At 63.0% G+C, this 13,204-nt stretch carries 17 protein-coding genes and 1 tRNA gene; 9 read left to right on the top strand and 9 right to left on the bottom strand.

The features are described from left to right. Positions 1-13: 13 nt before the first annotated feature. Both DXK50_RS07505 and DXK50_RS07500 read left to right on the top strand, forming a co-directional pair. Positions 14-715, top strand: coding sequence for a substrate-binding periplasmic protein (locus DXK50_RS07505; RefSeq protein WP_212630002.1), 702 nt, complete (start codon positions 14-16; stop codon positions 713-715). An 83-nt stretch (positions 716-798) separates the two neighbouring features. Then, positions 799-1,944, top strand: coding sequence for a PQQ-dependent sugar dehydrogenase (locus DXK50_RS07500; RefSeq protein ID WP_212629862.1), 1,146 nt, complete (start codon positions 799-801; stop codon positions 1,942-1,944). 59 nt (positions 1,945-2,003) lie between these two features. Here DXK50_RS07500 and DXK50_RS07495 read toward each other — a convergent pair whose 3' ends face one another. After that, on the bottom strand, positions 2,004-2,195 hold the full coding sequence (locus DXK50_RS07495) for a hypothetical protein (RefSeq protein ID WP_024309032.1): 192 nt from the start codon (positions 2,193-2,195) through the stop codon (positions 2,004-2,006). 239 nt (positions 2,196-2,434) lie between these two features. On the opposite strand from DXK50_RS07495, the gene DXK50_RS07490 reads away from it, so the two are divergent. From DXK50_RS07490 to DXK50_RS07480, 3 genes are all read left to right on the top strand, one after another. Further along, positions 2,435-3,277 carry a CvfB family protein gene (locus DXK50_RS07490; RefSeq protein ID WP_212629861.1) on the top strand — a complete coding sequence of 281 codons (843 nt, stop codon included), beginning with the start codon at positions 2,435-2,437 and terminating at the stop codon, positions 3,275-3,277. A gap of 55 nt (positions 3,278-3,332) precedes the next feature. Beyond that, a tRNA-Thr gene (locus tag DXK50_RS07485) sits at positions 3,333-3,408 on the top strand. A gap of 140 nt (positions 3,409-3,548) precedes the next feature. Further along, positions 3,549-3,875 carry a hypothetical protein gene (locus tag DXK50_RS07480; RefSeq protein WP_212629860.1) on the top strand — a complete coding sequence of 109 codons (327 nt, stop codon included), beginning with the start codon at positions 3,549-3,551 and terminating at the stop codon, positions 3,873-3,875. 3 nt (positions 3,876-3,878) lie between these two features. Here the strand turns inward: DXK50_RS07480 and DXK50_RS07475 are convergent, their stop codons facing one another. The 3 genes from DXK50_RS07475 to DXK50_RS07465 all read right to left on the bottom strand — a co-directional run bounded on the left by DXK50_RS07475 (position 3,879) and on the right by DXK50_RS07465 (position 6,387). Then, positions 3,879-4,925, bottom strand: coding sequence for a GGDEF domain-containing protein (locus DXK50_RS07475; protein ID WP_212629859.1), 1,047 nt, complete (start codon positions 4,923-4,925; stop codon positions 3,879-3,881). 107 nt (positions 4,926-5,032) lie between these two features. Next, complete coding sequence (locus DXK50_RS07470; RefSeq protein WP_161865857.1) at positions 5,033-5,437, bottom strand: GNAT family N-acetyltransferase; 405 nt, start codon at positions 5,435-5,437, stop codon at positions 5,033-5,035. A 53-nt stretch (positions 5,438-5,490) separates the two neighbouring features. Next, positions 5,491-6,387 carry a homocysteine S-methyltransferase family protein gene (locus tag DXK50_RS07465; RefSeq protein ID WP_212629858.1) on the bottom strand — a complete coding sequence of 299 codons (897 nt, stop codon included), beginning with the start codon at positions 6,385-6,387 and terminating at the stop codon, positions 5,491-5,493. A gap of 103 nt (positions 6,388-6,490) precedes the next feature. Here DXK50_RS07465 and DXK50_RS07460 point away from each other — a divergent pair, with 103 nt between their 5' ends. Both DXK50_RS07460 and DXK50_RS07455 read left to right on the top strand, forming a co-directional pair. Continuing rightward, positions 6,491-7,312: an ABC transporter substrate-binding protein gene (locus DXK50_RS07460; RefSeq protein WP_212629857.1), complete on the top strand. Its 822-nt coding sequence runs from the start codon at positions 6,491-6,493 to the stop codon at positions 7,310-7,312. After that, positions 7,309-8,130, top strand: coding sequence for an amino acid ABC transporter permease (locus DXK50_RS07455; RefSeq protein ID WP_212629856.1), 822 nt, complete (start codon positions 7,309-7,311; stop codon positions 8,128-8,130). The genes DXK50_RS07460 and DXK50_RS07455 overlap by 4 nt, the downstream gene beginning before the upstream one ends. Before the next feature lie 7 nt (positions 8,131-8,137). Here the strand turns inward: DXK50_RS07455 and DXK50_RS07450 are convergent, their stop codons facing one another. The 3 genes from DXK50_RS07450 to DXK50_RS07440 form a co-directional block, all read right to left on the bottom strand. Further along, the gene (locus tag DXK50_RS07450) at positions 8,138-8,467 is read right to left on the bottom strand and encodes a DUF2025 family protein (RefSeq protein WP_161865861.1); all 330 of its coding nucleotides are present in this window, start codon (positions 8,465-8,467) and stop codon (positions 8,138-8,140) included. 97 nt (positions 8,468-8,564) lie between these two features. After that, a complete protein-coding gene (locus DXK50_RS07445; RefSeq protein WP_212629855.1) occupies positions 8,565-8,966 on the bottom strand; it encodes an NUDIX hydrolase in 402 nt (133 codons plus the stop codon). 40 nt (positions 8,967-9,006) lie between these two features. Then, positions 9,007-9,708 (bottom strand): YebC/PmpR family DNA-binding transcriptional regulator, encoded by a 702-nt coding sequence (locus DXK50_RS07440; RefSeq protein ID WP_161865863.1) that lies wholly within the window; start codon positions 9,706-9,708, stop codon positions 9,007-9,009. A gap of 239 nt (positions 9,709-9,947) precedes the next feature. Here DXK50_RS07440 and DXK50_RS07435 point away from each other — a divergent pair, with 239 nt between their 5' ends. Next, on the top strand, positions 9,948-10,982 hold the full coding sequence (locus DXK50_RS07435) for a DUF1176 domain-containing protein (protein WP_249186707.1): 1,035 nt from the start codon (positions 9,948-9,950) through the stop codon (positions 10,980-10,982). Positions 10,983-11,009: 27 nt separating this feature from the next. Here the strand turns inward: DXK50_RS07435 and DXK50_RS07430 are convergent, their stop codons facing one another. After that, positions 11,010-11,744 carry a sulfite exporter TauE/SafE family protein gene (locus DXK50_RS07430; RefSeq protein ID WP_212629853.1) on the bottom strand — a complete coding sequence of 245 codons (735 nt, stop codon included), beginning with the start codon at positions 11,742-11,744 and terminating at the stop codon, positions 11,010-11,012. Positions 11,745-11,883: 139 nt separating this feature from the next. On the opposite strand from DXK50_RS07430, the gene DXK50_RS07425 reads away from it, so the two are divergent. Next, the gene (locus tag DXK50_RS07425) at positions 11,884-12,777 is read left to right on the top strand and encodes an EamA family transporter (RefSeq protein WP_212629852.1); all 894 of its coding nucleotides are present in this window, start codon (positions 11,884-11,886) and stop codon (positions 12,775-12,777) included. Between the two features lie 80 nt (positions 12,778-12,857). On the opposite strand, the gene DXK50_RS07420 is transcribed toward DXK50_RS07425, so the two are convergent. Next, the gene (locus tag DXK50_RS07420; protein WP_090430990.1) at positions 12,858-13,139 is read right to left on the bottom strand and encodes a peptidylprolyl isomerase; all 282 of its coding nucleotides are present in this window, start codon (positions 13,137-13,139) and stop codon (positions 12,858-12,860) included. Between the last annotated feature and the right edge of the window lie 65 nt (positions 13,140-13,204).

The raw sequence follows: 13,204 nt of genomic DNA, 5'->3' as shown, positions 1-13,204 counted from the left end.
GTGGCTGGGCTTGATGTTGGCTTGCCTGAGCGCGACGGCTGCCGCGGAGGTGCTGCATGTCGGTTTCGGCACGCACAAGCCGCCTTACGTGTTCGAAGGTGAACCGCGTGGCCTGGAGTACGAGTTGGTGGAGCGCGCCGCGCACAACGCCGGCTTCGAACTGACCGCCTATTACGCACCGATGGAGCGCCTGCACCTGATGCTGCGGCGCGGCGAAATCGATGCCATTACCACTACCCACGAGCGCAGCGGGGTTGTGGCGTTCTATTCCGATGTCTATATCCACTACCACAACGTTGCAGTGTCGCTGGCCAGTCGGGATTATCACATCGAGCGTATCGCCGACCTGAGCAACCATGCAGTCAGCGCCTTTCAGCGGGCCCGCCTGCTGCTCGGGCCAGAGTTCGAGCGTATGGCCATGAACAACCCGCGCTATCGCGAGGAGGCGCTGCAGATCAACCGCAATCGCCTGCTCTACAGCGGCCGCACCGATGTGGTGGTGGGTGACAAGCGCATCATTCGCTACCTCAATCGTGAGGTGAACGACCAGGTCGACGTGAGCCAATCGCTCGACTGGTTCGAAATCTTCCCTCCTACGCCATACCGCGTCGGCTTTCGGCGGCAGCAGCACCGTCTGCGTTTCGATGAGGGGTTGCGCATGTTGCGCGAATCCGGCGACTACCAGCGCATCGAACGGCGCTATCTGGCTGACTGAAATCTGAGGAAACTTTTGCAGGGCTGCCACGGCAGAAAGGCTGTTGCACTATGCCGGCTTGTCTGATGACTGGAGACGTCTCGATGCCGCGCCTGAAACCCCTCGCAGCCCTCGGCCTGATCGCCCTGATCGGCTCCCAGTACAGCTTCGCCGAAGACCGGCAGCTATCTTCGGAACTGGGTCCGCTGAACGTCCATACCATCGCCGAAGGCCTGGCCAATCCATGGGCTGTGGCCTTTCTGCCGGATGGTCAGGGCTATCTGGTCAGCGAGCGGCCAGGCGCCTTGCGCTGGATAAGTGCCGAGGGAAAGGTATCCGAGCCGCTGCGCGGCGTGCCGGACGTCTTTGCCGTCGGCCAGGGCGGTTTGCTCGACGTGGTGCTGTCGCCTGATTTCGCAGAGGACCGACTGGTCTACCTGTCCTACGCCGAGAAGGGCGACGGCGCCGCGGGTACGGCGGTCGGGCGCGGCAAGCTGTCGGCCGATGCTTCGGCCCTGGAAAATTTCGAGGTGATATTCCGCCAACAGCCCAAGCTGTCGAGCGGCACGCACTTCGGCTCGCGCCTGGTGTTCGACCGTGACGGCCATCTGTTCATCGCCCTGGGTGACAACAACGACCGCCCCACCGCGCAGGAGCTGGACAAGTTGCAGGGCAAGCTGGTGCGTATCTTCCCGGACGGGCGCATCCCCGAGGACAACCCTTTCGTTTCCCGCGAAGGCGCGCGTAAGGAAATCTGGTCCTACGGGCACCGCAACCAGCAGGGGGCGGCGCTCAACCCCTGGAGCGGCCGCCTCTGGACTCACGAGCACGGCCCGCGCGGCGGGGATGAAATCAACATTCCCGAAGCCGGCAAGAACTACGGCTGGCCGCTGGCGACCCACGGCATCAATTACTCGATGCTGCCGATCCCCGAAGCCAAGGGCAAAACGGTCGAAGGTACCGAGCCGCCGCATCATGTCTGGGAAAAATCGCCTGCGATCAGCGGCATGGCGTTCTACGATGCCGAGCGTTTCCCCGCCTGGCAGCAGAACCTGTTCATCGGTGCGCTGGCCAGCCAGGCGCTGATTCGCCTGCAGCTCGACGGCGATCAAATCGTGCATGAGGAGCGTTTGCTGGAATCGCTGAAGGCACGGATACGTGATGTGCGGCAGGGGCCGGACGGCTATATCTACGTGCTGACGGATGCGCCGAAAGGGCAGTTGCTGCGCCTGGGTCTCGCGGGCGAGTAAGCTTGGGGGGAGGCTGAGGCGGGGAGGGGGGCTGGGTGCGCAATGCGCACCCGAGGCGATCACTTCTTGCTGATGGTGATCTGGCGAGTGCCGCCATAGGTCTGGCCACTGACGCCCTTGGCGATCTGCTGGATCTCGCCGCCGCTCTGCAGGAAGGCAGCGATCTGCGCCTCGATGGACTCGCGGGTTTCCACGGCAGGTGCGGGTTTGCTGACTTTGCTGGCGGACGACTTGACGCGAAGGGTGGCCATGACCTTGATCTCTTTCAGATGGGCGGCCGGCCATTATGCCTCAATCCGCCTGTTTCTGCTTGGATAATCGCCCTGTTACCTGCCACAACGCGGCGCATGAGCGCGTTTTCGCGACACGTTATGGCTTGTTTTCCAGACACTTATACGGCCTGGTGACCGGCTGTCGATTCGCCATGCAGTCAGCCCGGTCGTTCGCCAACTCAGGTAGAATGCGCGGCTGTTTTGTCGAGGTGGAAACGATGGCCGTTATCGGGCGGATGAATTCTTTACAGGTGGTCAAGCACACCGACTTCGGTCTTTATCTGGACGGTGGTGCCGATGGCGAAATCCTCCTGCCCAAGCGCTACATCCCCAAAGACACGGCGAGCGAGGTCGAGGACTGGCTCAACGTGTTCATCTATCTCGACAGCGAAGACAAGCTGATCGCCACCACGCTGAAGCCGAAGATTCAGCTCGGCGAGTTCGCCAGCCTCAAGGTGGTGGATATCAACCGCGTCGGCCTGTTCTTCGACTGGGGCCTGCCCAAGGACCTGTTGCTGCCGCATTCCGAAGAAAAGCGCCCGCTGCAGATCGGCGATTACTGCGTGGTCTACCTGTATCTGGACAAGCGTACCCGCCGCCTCACCGCCACCGCGCGCCTGGATCGTCATCTGGACAAGGTGCCTGCCAACTACCAGGTCGGCCAGGAAGTCGATCTGCTGGTGGTCGAGCGCACCGATCTCGGCTTCAAGGCCATCATCGACGGTAAACACTGGGGCCTGATTCACAAGAACGAGCTGTTCAAGTTCATCCGCAGTGGCATGCGCGAGAAGGGCTACATCAAGGCGTTGCGTGCCGACGGCAAGATCAGCCTGAGCCTGCAGCCCATCGGTCAGGAGGCCGCCAGCGGCCTGGCCGAGCAGATCATCGAGCGTCTGCACGCTCAGGGTGGCGTGCTGGCGCTGGGGGACAAGAGCCCGCCGGAGCTGATCGCCGAACAATTCCGGGTCAGCAAGGGCAACTTCAAGAAGGCTATCGGCGGGCTCTACAAGCAGGGCCTGATCCGCATCCACGACGACCGTATCGAACTGCTCGACAACTGAAACAACAGTGACTTGAGCGCGGGCGTGGCAACTCGCATAATGCCGGCGTTTTCCCGCCGGTGTAGCTCAGTCGGTAGAGCAGCGCACTCGTAACGCGAAGGTCGCAGGTTCGATTCCTGTCTCCGGCACCATAAAAAGCAAAGGGTCAGCTTCGGCTGACCCTTTGTCGTTTTGAGCTGAATATCCCCTCGCGCTGTTGTCATAGCGGGTGTGATGATGTTTTCAGGTTCAGGCACATCAAGTCTGATCCTGATTCAGACGGGAGTTGCCTATGTTCATTCGTTCGCTGGTGTTGATTGTCGGAGCCGCATTCGCCGCTGCTGCGTTCGCCGATCAGCCGCAGACCATTCGCGTCATCCCCAAGAGTTACGTCAGCCCCGGAGCCAGCGGCAGCGTTTCGGGCTCGTCGAGCTATGAGCAGCACAACCTCTACGGTGGCCAGCGCCTGCCGCAGGGCAGCGTGCGGCAGGAGAGCCGCTACGGCAGCCAGTCCATCGGAACGCGTGGCGGGATTCGCCAGACCATCGAATATCCGGGCGGTCTGATCATCGAACGCCAGCCGGGCGGCAGCAGTTATCAACAGCAGCGTAGTCGTTGAATGTCAGTGATTGACTGCTGCTTTGCTCTGGCCGGTCGGGGTTTCGGCGATCACCGCGCGGTTGCGTCCTTCGCTCTTGGCCCGGTACAGGCATTCGTCGGCGCGCTGCAGCCAGCTTTTCCAATGCTCGCCGTCATGCAGGACCGCACCGCCGATGGAGACAGTCACCGCACCCCCGGGGCTGTGCAGTTCATTGGCGACCTTGCTCAGCAGGTTCTGCGCAGCGGTGAACAGGCCTTCTGCTTCGGTACCGGGCAGCAATAGCAAAAACTCCTCGCCGCCGAAACGGAACAGGCGATCTTCCTTGCGGCAGTGGCGCTTGATGAGCCCGACGAAAGCCACCAGTACCTGATCGCCAACGTGGTGACCGAAGCGGTCGTTGATCTGCTTGAAGTGGTCCAGATCCATCACCAGCAGGCCATAACTGTCGCTGTGACGACGATGGCTGGCCACGGCGATCTTCAGTTCCTCGTTCATGGCGCGGCGATTGCGCGCGCCGGTGAGCGGATCGTGGATCGCCAGCAGTTGCAGTTGGTCGCGTTGGGTACGCGTGCGGAAGGCGAAGATAAAGCTGAGCACGCTGGCCATCATGCAGGTGACCAGAAACGACACCATCTGGTAATGGCTTTCGAACACACTGCCGGGTACCAGCAGCGCATGGCTGACCAGACTGATCAACACCAGAGCCGTCGCCAGCAGGGCTTTGCCGGGCGTCACCATGAAGAAGTTGAACAGGATCAGCGGATAGATCCAGAACAGGCCGTTAACGCCCAGGTTGATGGCGATCAGCGTAGCGCCGAGCGAAAACACCGCAGCCAGGTAGATGCCGGGCTTGACCGTGTCGCGGGTGACCCAGGCATAGAGCACGGCGAACACGGTGGACAGGACGATGATGGTGTCCGCAAGGCCCACCAGATAGTTGCCCTGGAGCAGACGGTACACGGCATAGGGGGTAATGCCGATGACCCCGAACAGCCCCATCAGGGTGATGATCGACAGCTGAAAATCGTTGCGTAGGCGCTTCAGCAAGCGAGCAGTCTGGGTAGCCATAGCGTTCTTTTCGTTGTTATTGGACAAGCATGCAGAGCTTGGACCGCTAATGGCAAGGGGCATTCCTGAGCAATTTGCCAGCATTTTGGTCTGTGATGGCAGGCCGCTCAGTGCCTGCACAGCGCCATCAGCGATTTGTTGCGCTGATAGCGAGCCAGGCGTTGCGCCAGTTCAACGGGTAATTGCGGGCATGGGGCAAAGCCCTGGCGTTGATAGAACCCGAGCAGATCAGGATGGCAAAACAGCCATATCGGTTGGGGGTTAGCCTGCAGGCTCTGCGCCAGGAGGCTGGCAGCCAGGCCCCGGCTGCGGTGAGCAGGGGCCACGAAAAGCCCTGTGAGCCACCGCCCGTCGGCAACCGGGCGCAGACACAGCGCGGCGACGATTTCGCCGCCTTGCTGGATTACCCAGAGCTCGTCGCCGGCCTGGCTGCGCATGGGCGAGCGATGCTGGCGATAGAACTTGTCCACCAGGGGGCGCAGCACGTTGGGGAGTTGGCGGGGCTCAGGCATGCAGGGGCGCGGCAGGCATGACGCGCGGGCGCTGCACGTCATGCCCGACGAGGTTACAAATGGCGCTTGAGCTCGGCGATATGTTCCGGGCCGATGCCGCAGCAGCCGCCGATCATGCTCGCGCCGCGCTGGCGCCAGTCCCTGGCCCAGACCAGATAGCCTGGTGGGTCGAGATCTTCGCGCAGCTCGTCAAGTCCGTCATTGGCTTTCGCGTCCTTGGGCTGCGGCGGGAAGGCATTGGCATAGGCGCCGAGGGTGACGTCTGCGCCAAGGCGGGCGAAGGTTTCACGGGCGACATCGATGGCCGCACCAATCACCTCCGGTTGGCTGCAATTGAACAGCAGGTGCTGTACGCCCAGGCCGGCCATGACCTCGGCAGCCTCGCTCAGGGGTTCACCGGAACGCAGGCGCGGCACTTCATCGACACCATCATCCTGCAGGGTGAGGGACACCCAGAAAGGCTTGCCGTCTTGCGGCAGCAGCGCATGGATAGCGCTTACTTCAGCAATCGAACTCTGGGTCTCGGCAAGCCAGATGTCGACATGCGGCGCCAAGCCCTGCAGTAATGGCGTGAGGATTTCGCTGACGCGTTGCGCTTGGAACAGATCCGGCCGGTAGGAGCCGAACAGCGGCGGCAGTGAACCGGCCACGCGTACCGCGTGAGCGCTGGCATCGGCCGCGCTGCGCGCCAGGCGGCCAGCGGTATCGGCCAGGCTCAGACCTTCGGCAGCGAAACGCTCTTCGCCGATGTGAAAGGGCACGACGGCGTAGCTGTTGCTGGTGATGACCTGCGCCCCGGCCTCGATAAACGCCGAATGTGTAGCGATCACGGCCTCCGGTGCTTGGGTCAGGGCCAGGGCCGACCATTCCGGCTGACGAAAGGGCGCGCCACGACGCTGCAGCTCTCGTCCCATACCGCCGTCGAGAATAACCAAAGGCTTGTGATGCATATGCTTTCCGATAATATCCATATGAACAAAATTCACTTCTGGGATGGCGTTTATAACTATTTAATACGCCGTCCTTTCGTTTATCTATTGTTCAGGTATTTCAATGCGTTTGCCAACCTTGCTCGGCGCGGGCCTGCTCGCTGCCACCGTTACCACGCACGCTTTCGCCGGCGAGATTCTCGATCGTGTGCAGTCCAAGCAGGAGATGGTCAACGTCCTGATGGAGAGCTATCCACCGTTCTCCTTCCTCAATGAACAGAACCAGCTCGATGGCTTCGACGTGGACGTGGCCAAGGCTGTGGCCGAGAAGCTCGGGGTCAAGGTGCGTTTCGAAACGCCGTCCTGGGATGTGATCGCCGCTGGCCGCTGGAATGGTCGTTACGACATCTGCATCTGCTCGATGACGCCGAGCAAGGCGCGCGCCGAGGTCTTCGACTTCCCGGTGGAATACTACGCCTCGCCGGCCGTGATTGTGGTCAACGCCAGGGATGAGCGCATCCAGTCAGCAAAGGAACTCAATGGCCTCAAGGTCGGTGTGATCAGCGCTTCGAGCTACGAGAGCTACCTGAACAAGGGATTGGTGATCGAGGGGGATGAGGATCGGGAGATCGAATACCCGTTCGACTTCGTGCAGAGCGCTCCCTATGACACCGAGAATGTCGCTTTTCAGGATCTGGCCCTGGGCGCAGGCGTGCGCCTCGATGCCGTGCTGACCAATCTGGTGACGGCGCAGGCGCGTCTGCAGCAGGACAACCGCTTCAAACTGGCCGGTGCACCGCTGTACGAGGAACCCAACTCGGTCGCCATCGAAAAGGGCGATGCCGAATGGGACGCCAAAGTACGCGAGGTGTTCGCCGAGCTGAAGGCTGACGGCACGCTGACGCGTCTGTCGCAGAAGTGGATCGGCGCCGACATCAGTAAATGAGTGATCAGCAATTTACCCGAGGCCAGGCCCAGCACGGGTCTGGCTTCGACCTGTTCGGCTTCCGTTCGCGCCTGTACCTGACCTGGCTGGCGTTGTTCGTTCTCTTCGTCGCCTTCTTCCTCAGCTTCGATCTGAAATTCTCCATCATCGTGGAGAAGTTTCCCTATCTGGCCGGTTTCAGGCTCGGCCCGAACGGCTTCCTGCAAGGTGCGGCCCTTACGCTGTTCCTGTGCCTGTGCTCGATGGTGGTGTCTTTGCTGCTCGGCTTCGCCGCAGCCCTGGCGCGGCTGTCGACCAGCGCGGTACTGCTGGGCGTCGCCAGTTTCTATACCTCGTTCTTCCGCGGTACGCCGCTGATGATCCAGATTCTGTTGATCTATCTCGGTTTGCCCCAGATCGGCGTGGTACCGGGAGCGATCAGCGCCGGCATCATCGCCCTATCGCTGAACTACGGTGCCTACCTGAGCGAAATCTTCCGCGCCGGGATCATGGCCGTGCCTGCCGGCCAGCGCGAGGCAGCGCTGGCGATGGGTATGCGGCCGGCGCAGATCTTCCTGCACATCACTCTGCCGCAGGCCATGCGCACCATCATCCCACCGACGGCCAACCAGTTTATTTCGATGCTCAAGGATTCGTCCCTGATCTCGGTAATGGGCGTGTGGGAGGTGATGTTCCTGGCCCAGTCTTATGGCCGCTCCAGCTACCGCTACCTGGAAATGCTGACCACCGCCGCGGTGATCTATTGGGTGCTGTCGATCGTGCTGGAGCTGATCCAGGCGCGTCTGGAGCGGCACTTCTCTCGCGGCTACCGGCGCTGAGGTCCGGTCAAGCCGGCGCCAGGCGACGGCGTTCGGCGCGGATCTCCGGCAGGTCGTTGCGGCGCAGGTACACGCGTAGCGGTTCGCTGAGATTGACCCGGTCATCGATACGCTGTTCCTGCAACCAGGCCAGGCGCTGGCGATCCAGGCGCATCAGCTGGCCTTCGTCAGCGTGCCAGACGTATTCGCAGGTCGGAGTGATGGTCTCGGCGGGCACATCGAGGCCGAAGCTGTCTTCGGAAAAACGCAGCAGGTACTGGCCGGTCTTGGCATTGAAGCCGACGAAACCCTGCAGCTGGTCGGCGGCCTGGCAGATCTGGGCGGACGTGATACTCATGGCAAACCTCTTTTTCTGTGGGGTTTGCAGGCAAGGCGAATGGTTCTGTTTATCGGCGCAGCCTAACGCCTGAAACGCTGGCTGCCGTTGCCTTGGATCAAGAAAGCCGTTGCAGGGCCGGCAATACCTGCTCGCGAAGCAGCGGTGCCAGGTCATCGGGCAGGGGCTGGGCGGTATCGAGCCAGCGCAGTTCTTCCAGCTCGGCAGCTGCTTGAACGGCGTGGGGCAGGGCGGCGCGATAGATGTCGGCCTGCACCCAGGTATCGGCTTCGTTGGCGGCGGGGGCGTGAAACTGGCCGAGTGGTTGCAGCGCTGCGCTGTCCAGTTGCAGCTCCAGCTCCTCGAGCAGTTCACGCTCGAGCGCAGACAGCGCATCTTCGCCCGGCTCGCGCTTGCCGCCAGGCAGCATGAAGAAGCGGGTATTGCGCTTGCGTACCAGCAGCAGGCGGCCTCGTTCGTCGAACAGGCAGGCGGCGGCGATCTGCAGAGTGGTTTTCATCGGATAGCGGCGGGCGCCCGTGCAGAGCGCCCGGCGCACCTCAGCCGGCCAGGCCGACGTAGACGTTCTGCACGTCGTCATGGCCGTCGATGGCTTCGAGGAAGGCCTCGACTTCTTCCATCTGTTCCGGCGTCAGGCTGGTCACCGGGTTCTTCGGACGGTAGCCGAGCTTGGCCGAGTTGACGGTGAAGCCATGCTCCGGCAGCGCCTTGCACACGGCGTCGAGGTCGGTCGGATCGGTGATGAACAGGGTCGCGCCCTCGTCATCGGGGACGAAGTCCTGTGCGCCGGCTTCGATGGCGGCCAGTTCCGGGTCGGCATCGCTGTCAGTGCTGGCCTCGATCAGGCCGACATGGTCGAAGTCCCAGCTGACCGAACCGGACGCACCGAGCTGGCCCTTGCGGAACAGCACGCGAATCTCGGCCACGGTGCGGTTGACGTTGTCGGTCAGGCACTCGACGATCACCGGCACCTGATGCGGGGCGAAGCCTTCGTAGAGGGTACGCTCGTAGTTGATCACCTCACCGGACAGGCCCGCGCCTTTCTTGATCGCGCGCTCCAGGGTGTCCTTGGGCATCGAGGCTTTCTTGGCCTGATGCACGGCCAGGCGCAGCTTGGGGTTCATGTCCGGGTCGGCGCCGTTACGCGCGGCGATCATGATTTCCTTCACCAGCTTGCCGAAGATCTTGCCTCGGGCATTGGCGGCGGCTTCTTTGGGTTTGGCTTTCCACTGGGCGCCCATCTGGGGTCTCCTGGCCGATAGGTGAGACGGCGTCGCGCGCATCTGGGCGTGACGATCGGATAGGTTGCGGATTCTAGTGCCTTGCGCGGCTGTCGGCACCTGCAATTTCCCCAGGGTGCGAGCGTACTTGTCGGCGGGCCTTCGAGTCGCACCAACTGCCGGTGCTGCGACGGTGCTTGCCTGGCCTGGCCGGGCGAAGGAACATGGCGGCCCTGCGCAATCGTCAGAAGGAGTTGTTCATGTCTCCTCGGGTTCTGATCACGGCTCTGCTGCTGGCGACGGGCATCGCCCAGGCCACCCCCGAGCAGGTGCCGCTGTACCGGGAAATCAAGGATTGGGTCGTCGCCTGCGGCAATCTGCGCGGATGCCAGGCATTGAGTGCCCCGGAAAGTTTCGATTACACGCCTTTGAGCCTTCAGTTCGAGCGTGCTGCAGGTGCCCAGGCACCGCTGCGACTGTCACTGCACTATGCCGAGCAAGGCGGCTATGCGCCGCTGCGGCTCGATGGCCGAGCCCTGTCCACTGCTGGTCGCCTGCATCCGGTGGAAAGCCAGGGGGAAACCACGCTGGTGGCTGAAGGCGCCGATGCTCAGGCTGTGTTGGCCGAGTTGCGCAACGGCGCGCAACTGCGCATGGAAGGGGAGCGCGATTACGAGGCGGTGGTTTCGCTCAGTGGTCTTTCCGCAGCCTTGCTGCTGATGGATGCCGTACAGGGGCGGGTGGACAGCCGCAGTGCCCTGTATCGTCCCGGCTCACGACCCGACGGCGAGGTGCCCGCTGCGCCACAGGCGCCGCATCTGCGTGCCTATCCTGGCGTCACCCCGCTGAGCGAAGTGGAGCAGCGTGACATCGCCCAGCAGGTGATGGCTGCAACGCGCGGCCAGTGGTTCGACGAGGACATGAGCAATGAGTCCGAGGCCTTCGCGCTCAACGACCGCGAGGCGCTGGTCATCATCCGAACCTGGTGCGCCGCCTACAACTGCGACTTCGCCGTATATCGTGTCGACCGTCAGGCGCCGTACGCCGAGCGTGATCTGCAGCTCGAGCCGGCGCCGCTGGGCCTCGGCGCGTTGTCCGGCTGGGTGAGTTACAACCCCGACACCGGCGAGCTGGGCTATCTGTACAAGGGGCGAGGGATCGCAGATTGCGGCGAGTCGGGCAGCTGGCGTTTCGATGGCGAGCGTTTTCAGCTGGCCTCGCTCAGTTTTCTCGGCCGCTGTGCGGCGCGTAATCCGGGCGAGTGGCCCGAGTTGTGGCGTGTGGTCGAGCCATGACCCCGTGCGGGTTGCTGGCAGGACCCGCTACAGGTAGCGCCAGATCAGTTGCACGCCAGCCAGCAGCATGCCCAGCCGCGCAACGCGATAGAACCACAGGTGGTTGACCCGCACTTGCAGCCACAGCCCACTCCATACCCCCAGCGGCACGATGGGCGCGAGCATCAGGCTGAGCAGCAGGTTCTCCCGCGTGAACTGGCCCAGCGCCGCGTAGGGGAACAGCTTGGCGGCGTTGGTCAGCAGGAAGAACAGGTTGATGGTGGCGACGAAGCGCACCTTGTCCAGCTGCTGCGGCAACAGGTGCATCATCACCGGCGGCCCGCCCGCGTGGGCAACGAAGCTGGTGAAACCGGCCAGGCTCGACAGCAAGGTGCCGCGGCCCTTTTGCAGTGGCCGGGGCGCCTGGTTGCTAGCCAGCAAGCCAAGACCGACGAAGACGATGGCGATGGTGCCGATCAGCAGGCCGATGGCACGTTCATCGAAGATGCCGAAGGTCAGCGAACCGATGCCGATACCGATCACGGCACCCGGCAGCATGACCTTGAGGTTGGCCGTATCCCACTTGCCCCAGTAGGCCCTCAGCCCAACCACATCAGCCAGGCAGAGAATCGGCAGCATCACCGCCACGGCCTGTTTCGGCGAGGTGGCCAGGGCCAGCAGCGGCACGGCGATGCCGCCCAGGGCGCCACCGAAGCCGCCCTTGGACAGGCCGGTGAGAAACACCGCTGGCAGGGCGAACAGAAGGAAATCGTGCAGGGTCATGGGCTCGGCGTAACGGCACTGAAGCGCGCAGGGTAGCAGCCGCGCATGGCTGTGTGGCTTTTTTCCCTGCCCTCTGTGTCTGTCTGCACTGGGGGGAGGCTGCTCTAATGCCTGCTCATTCAAGCTGAGGTTGCGACCCATGACACCCAAGGATCTACTGCTGGCGCTGCTGGTGATCGTCGTCTGGGGCATGAATTTCGTGGTGATCAAGGTCGGCCTGCACGGCATGCCGCCGATGCTGATGGGGGCCCTGCGGTTTCTCCTCGCGGCCTTCCCGGCGATACTCTTCGTGCGTCGGCCGCAGGTGCCGCTGCGCTGGATGCTGGCCTATGGCATGACCATCTCGCTGGGGCAGTTCGCCTTTCTCTTCTATGCCATGTACGTCGGCATGCCGGCGGGCCTGGCGTCGCTGGTGCTGCAGTCGCAGGCGTTCTTCACCCTGTTCTTCGCTGCGCTGTTTCTCGGTGAACGGCTGCGCGGCAGCAACCTGTTCGGCTTGCTGGTGGCGGCCAGCGGCCTGGTGTTGATCGGTCTGCAGGGTGGGCAGGCGATGACTCTGGCGGGCTTCGCCCTGACCATCGCGGCGGCCTCGATGTGGGCGCTGGGCAATGTGGTGACGCGCAAGCTGGGCAAAGTCAATCTGGTCGGCCTGGTGGTCTGGGGCAGCCTGATTCCGCCGTTGCCGTTCCTGGCCCTGTCGTTGTGGCTGGAGGGGCCGGAGTTGATCAGCCAGTCGCTGCGCGCGCTAGGCCTGGATTCGTTGCTGGTGCTGGCCTACCTGGCATTCGGCGCCACCATTCTCGGTTATGGCCTGTGGAGCCGGCTGCTGTCGCGCTACCCGGCCAGCCAGGTGGCGCCGTTCTCGCTGCTGGTGCCGGTGGTGGGCATCAGCTCTTCGGCGCTGCTGCTGGGTGAGCGTCTCGGCGGCCTGCAGATGGTCGGCGCGGCGCTAGTCATGGCCGGGCTGTTGATCAATGTCTGGGGCGGGCGCCTGCTCGACAGCTGGCGCCAGCGCTCAGCCAGAGCTGTTTGACGGAGCGGGGGGGCGAGACGGGGCGAGGATGGGCAGGAGAAACCGGAGAGTGGCTATGGCCACTCTTCGGTCTGGCTGGATCAGTCCTGGCGGCTGGTGACTTCCAGCAGGTGATAGCCGAACTGGGTTTTGACCGGACCCTGTACCACGCCGACCGGCGCGCTGAAGACCACGGTGTCGAATTCCTTGACCATCTGGCCCGGGCCGAAGGAGCCCAGGTCGCCGCCGCTGCGGCCGGACGGGCAGGTGGAGTTGTCGCGGGCCAGTTGGGCGAAATCGGCACCGCCTTCGATGGCGGCTTTCAGTTCGTTGCACTTGTCTTCGCTGGCAACCAGGATGTGGCGGGCAGTGGCGCGGGCCATGGGAGTACCTCCTATCGATAGAGGTGCAGAGCCTAGCGCAATCGCCTCGCCAAGCAAACGGAAAG

This window comes from Pseudomonas sp. KB-10 (assembly GCF_018221585.1).
GTDB classification, from domain to species: Bacteria; Pseudomonadota; Gammaproteobacteria; order Pseudomonadales; family Pseudomonadaceae; genus Aquipseudomonas; species Aquipseudomonas yangonensis.
Note: the sequence above shows the minus strand (reverse complement) of the source record. Positions and strands in the feature narration are given on the sequence as shown.

What these genes read in the sequence shown, in the direction of transcription:
- DXK50_RS07440 (WP_161865863.1), bottom strand. Translation starts at nt 9,708, where the DNA reads ATGGGCGCCCAGTGGAAAGCCAAACCCAAAGAAGCCGCCGCCAATGCC.
- DXK50_RS07505 (WP_212630002.1), top strand. Translation starts at nt 14, where the DNA reads ATGTTGGCTTGCCTGAGCGCGACGGCTGCCGCGGAGGTGCTGCATGTC.
- DXK50_RS07445 (WP_212629855.1), bottom strand. Translation starts at nt 8,966, where the DNA reads ATGAAAACCACTCTGCAGATCGCCGCCGCCTGCCTGTTCGACGAACGA.
- DXK50_RS07495 (WP_024309032.1), bottom strand. Translation starts at nt 2,195, where the DNA reads ATGGCCACCCTTCGCGTCAAGTCGTCCGCCAGCAAAGTCAGCAAACCC.
- DXK50_RS07450 (WP_161865861.1), bottom strand. Translation starts at nt 8,467, where the DNA reads ATGAGTATCACGTCCGCCCAGATCTGCCAGGCCGCCGACCAGCTGCAG.
- DXK50_RS07480 (WP_212629860.1), top strand. Translation starts at nt 3,549, where the DNA reads ATGTTCATTCGTTCGCTGGTGTTGATTGTCGGAGCCGCATTCGCCGCT.
- DXK50_RS07500 (WP_212629862.1), top strand. Translation starts at nt 799, where the DNA reads ATGCCGCGCCTGAAACCCCTCGCAGCCCTCGGCCTGATCGCCCTGATC.
- DXK50_RS07425 (WP_212629852.1), top strand. Translation starts at nt 11,884, where the DNA reads ATGACACCCAAGGATCTACTGCTGGCGCTGCTGGTGATCGTCGTCTGG.
- DXK50_RS07430 (WP_212629853.1), bottom strand. Translation starts at nt 11,744, where the DNA reads ATGACCCTGCACGATTTCCTTCTGTTCGCCCTGCCAGCGGTGTTTCTC.
- DXK50_RS07455 (WP_212629856.1), top strand. Translation starts at nt 7,309, where the DNA reads ATGAGTGATCAGCAATTTACCCGAGGCCAGGCCCAGCACGGGTCTGGC.
- DXK50_RS07470 (WP_161865857.1), bottom strand. Translation starts at nt 5,437, where the DNA reads ATGCCTGAGCCCCGCCAACTCCCCAACGTGCTGCGCCCCCTGGTGGAC.
- DXK50_RS07475 (WP_212629859.1), bottom strand. Translation starts at nt 4,925, where the DNA reads ATGGCTACCCAGACTGCTCGCTTGCTGAAGCGCCTACGCAACGATTTT.
- DXK50_RS07465 (WP_212629858.1), bottom strand. Translation starts at nt 6,387, where the DNA reads ATGCATCACAAGCCTTTGGTTATTCTCGACGGCGGTATGGGACGAGAG.
- DXK50_RS07460 (WP_212629857.1), top strand. Translation starts at nt 6,491, where the DNA reads ATGCGTTTGCCAACCTTGCTCGGCGCGGGCCTGCTCGCTGCCACCGTT.
- DXK50_RS07420 (WP_090430990.1), bottom strand. Translation starts at nt 13,139, where the DNA reads ATGGCCCGCGCCACTGCCCGCCACATCCTGGTTGCCAGCGAAGACAAG.
- DXK50_RS07490 (WP_212629861.1), top strand. Translation starts at nt 2,435, where the DNA reads ATGGCCGTTATCGGGCGGATGAATTCTTTACAGGTGGTCAAGCACACC.
- DXK50_RS07435 (WP_249186707.1), top strand. Translation starts at nt 9,948, where the DNA reads ATGTCTCCTCGGGTTCTGATCACGGCTCTGCTGCTGGCGACGGGCATC.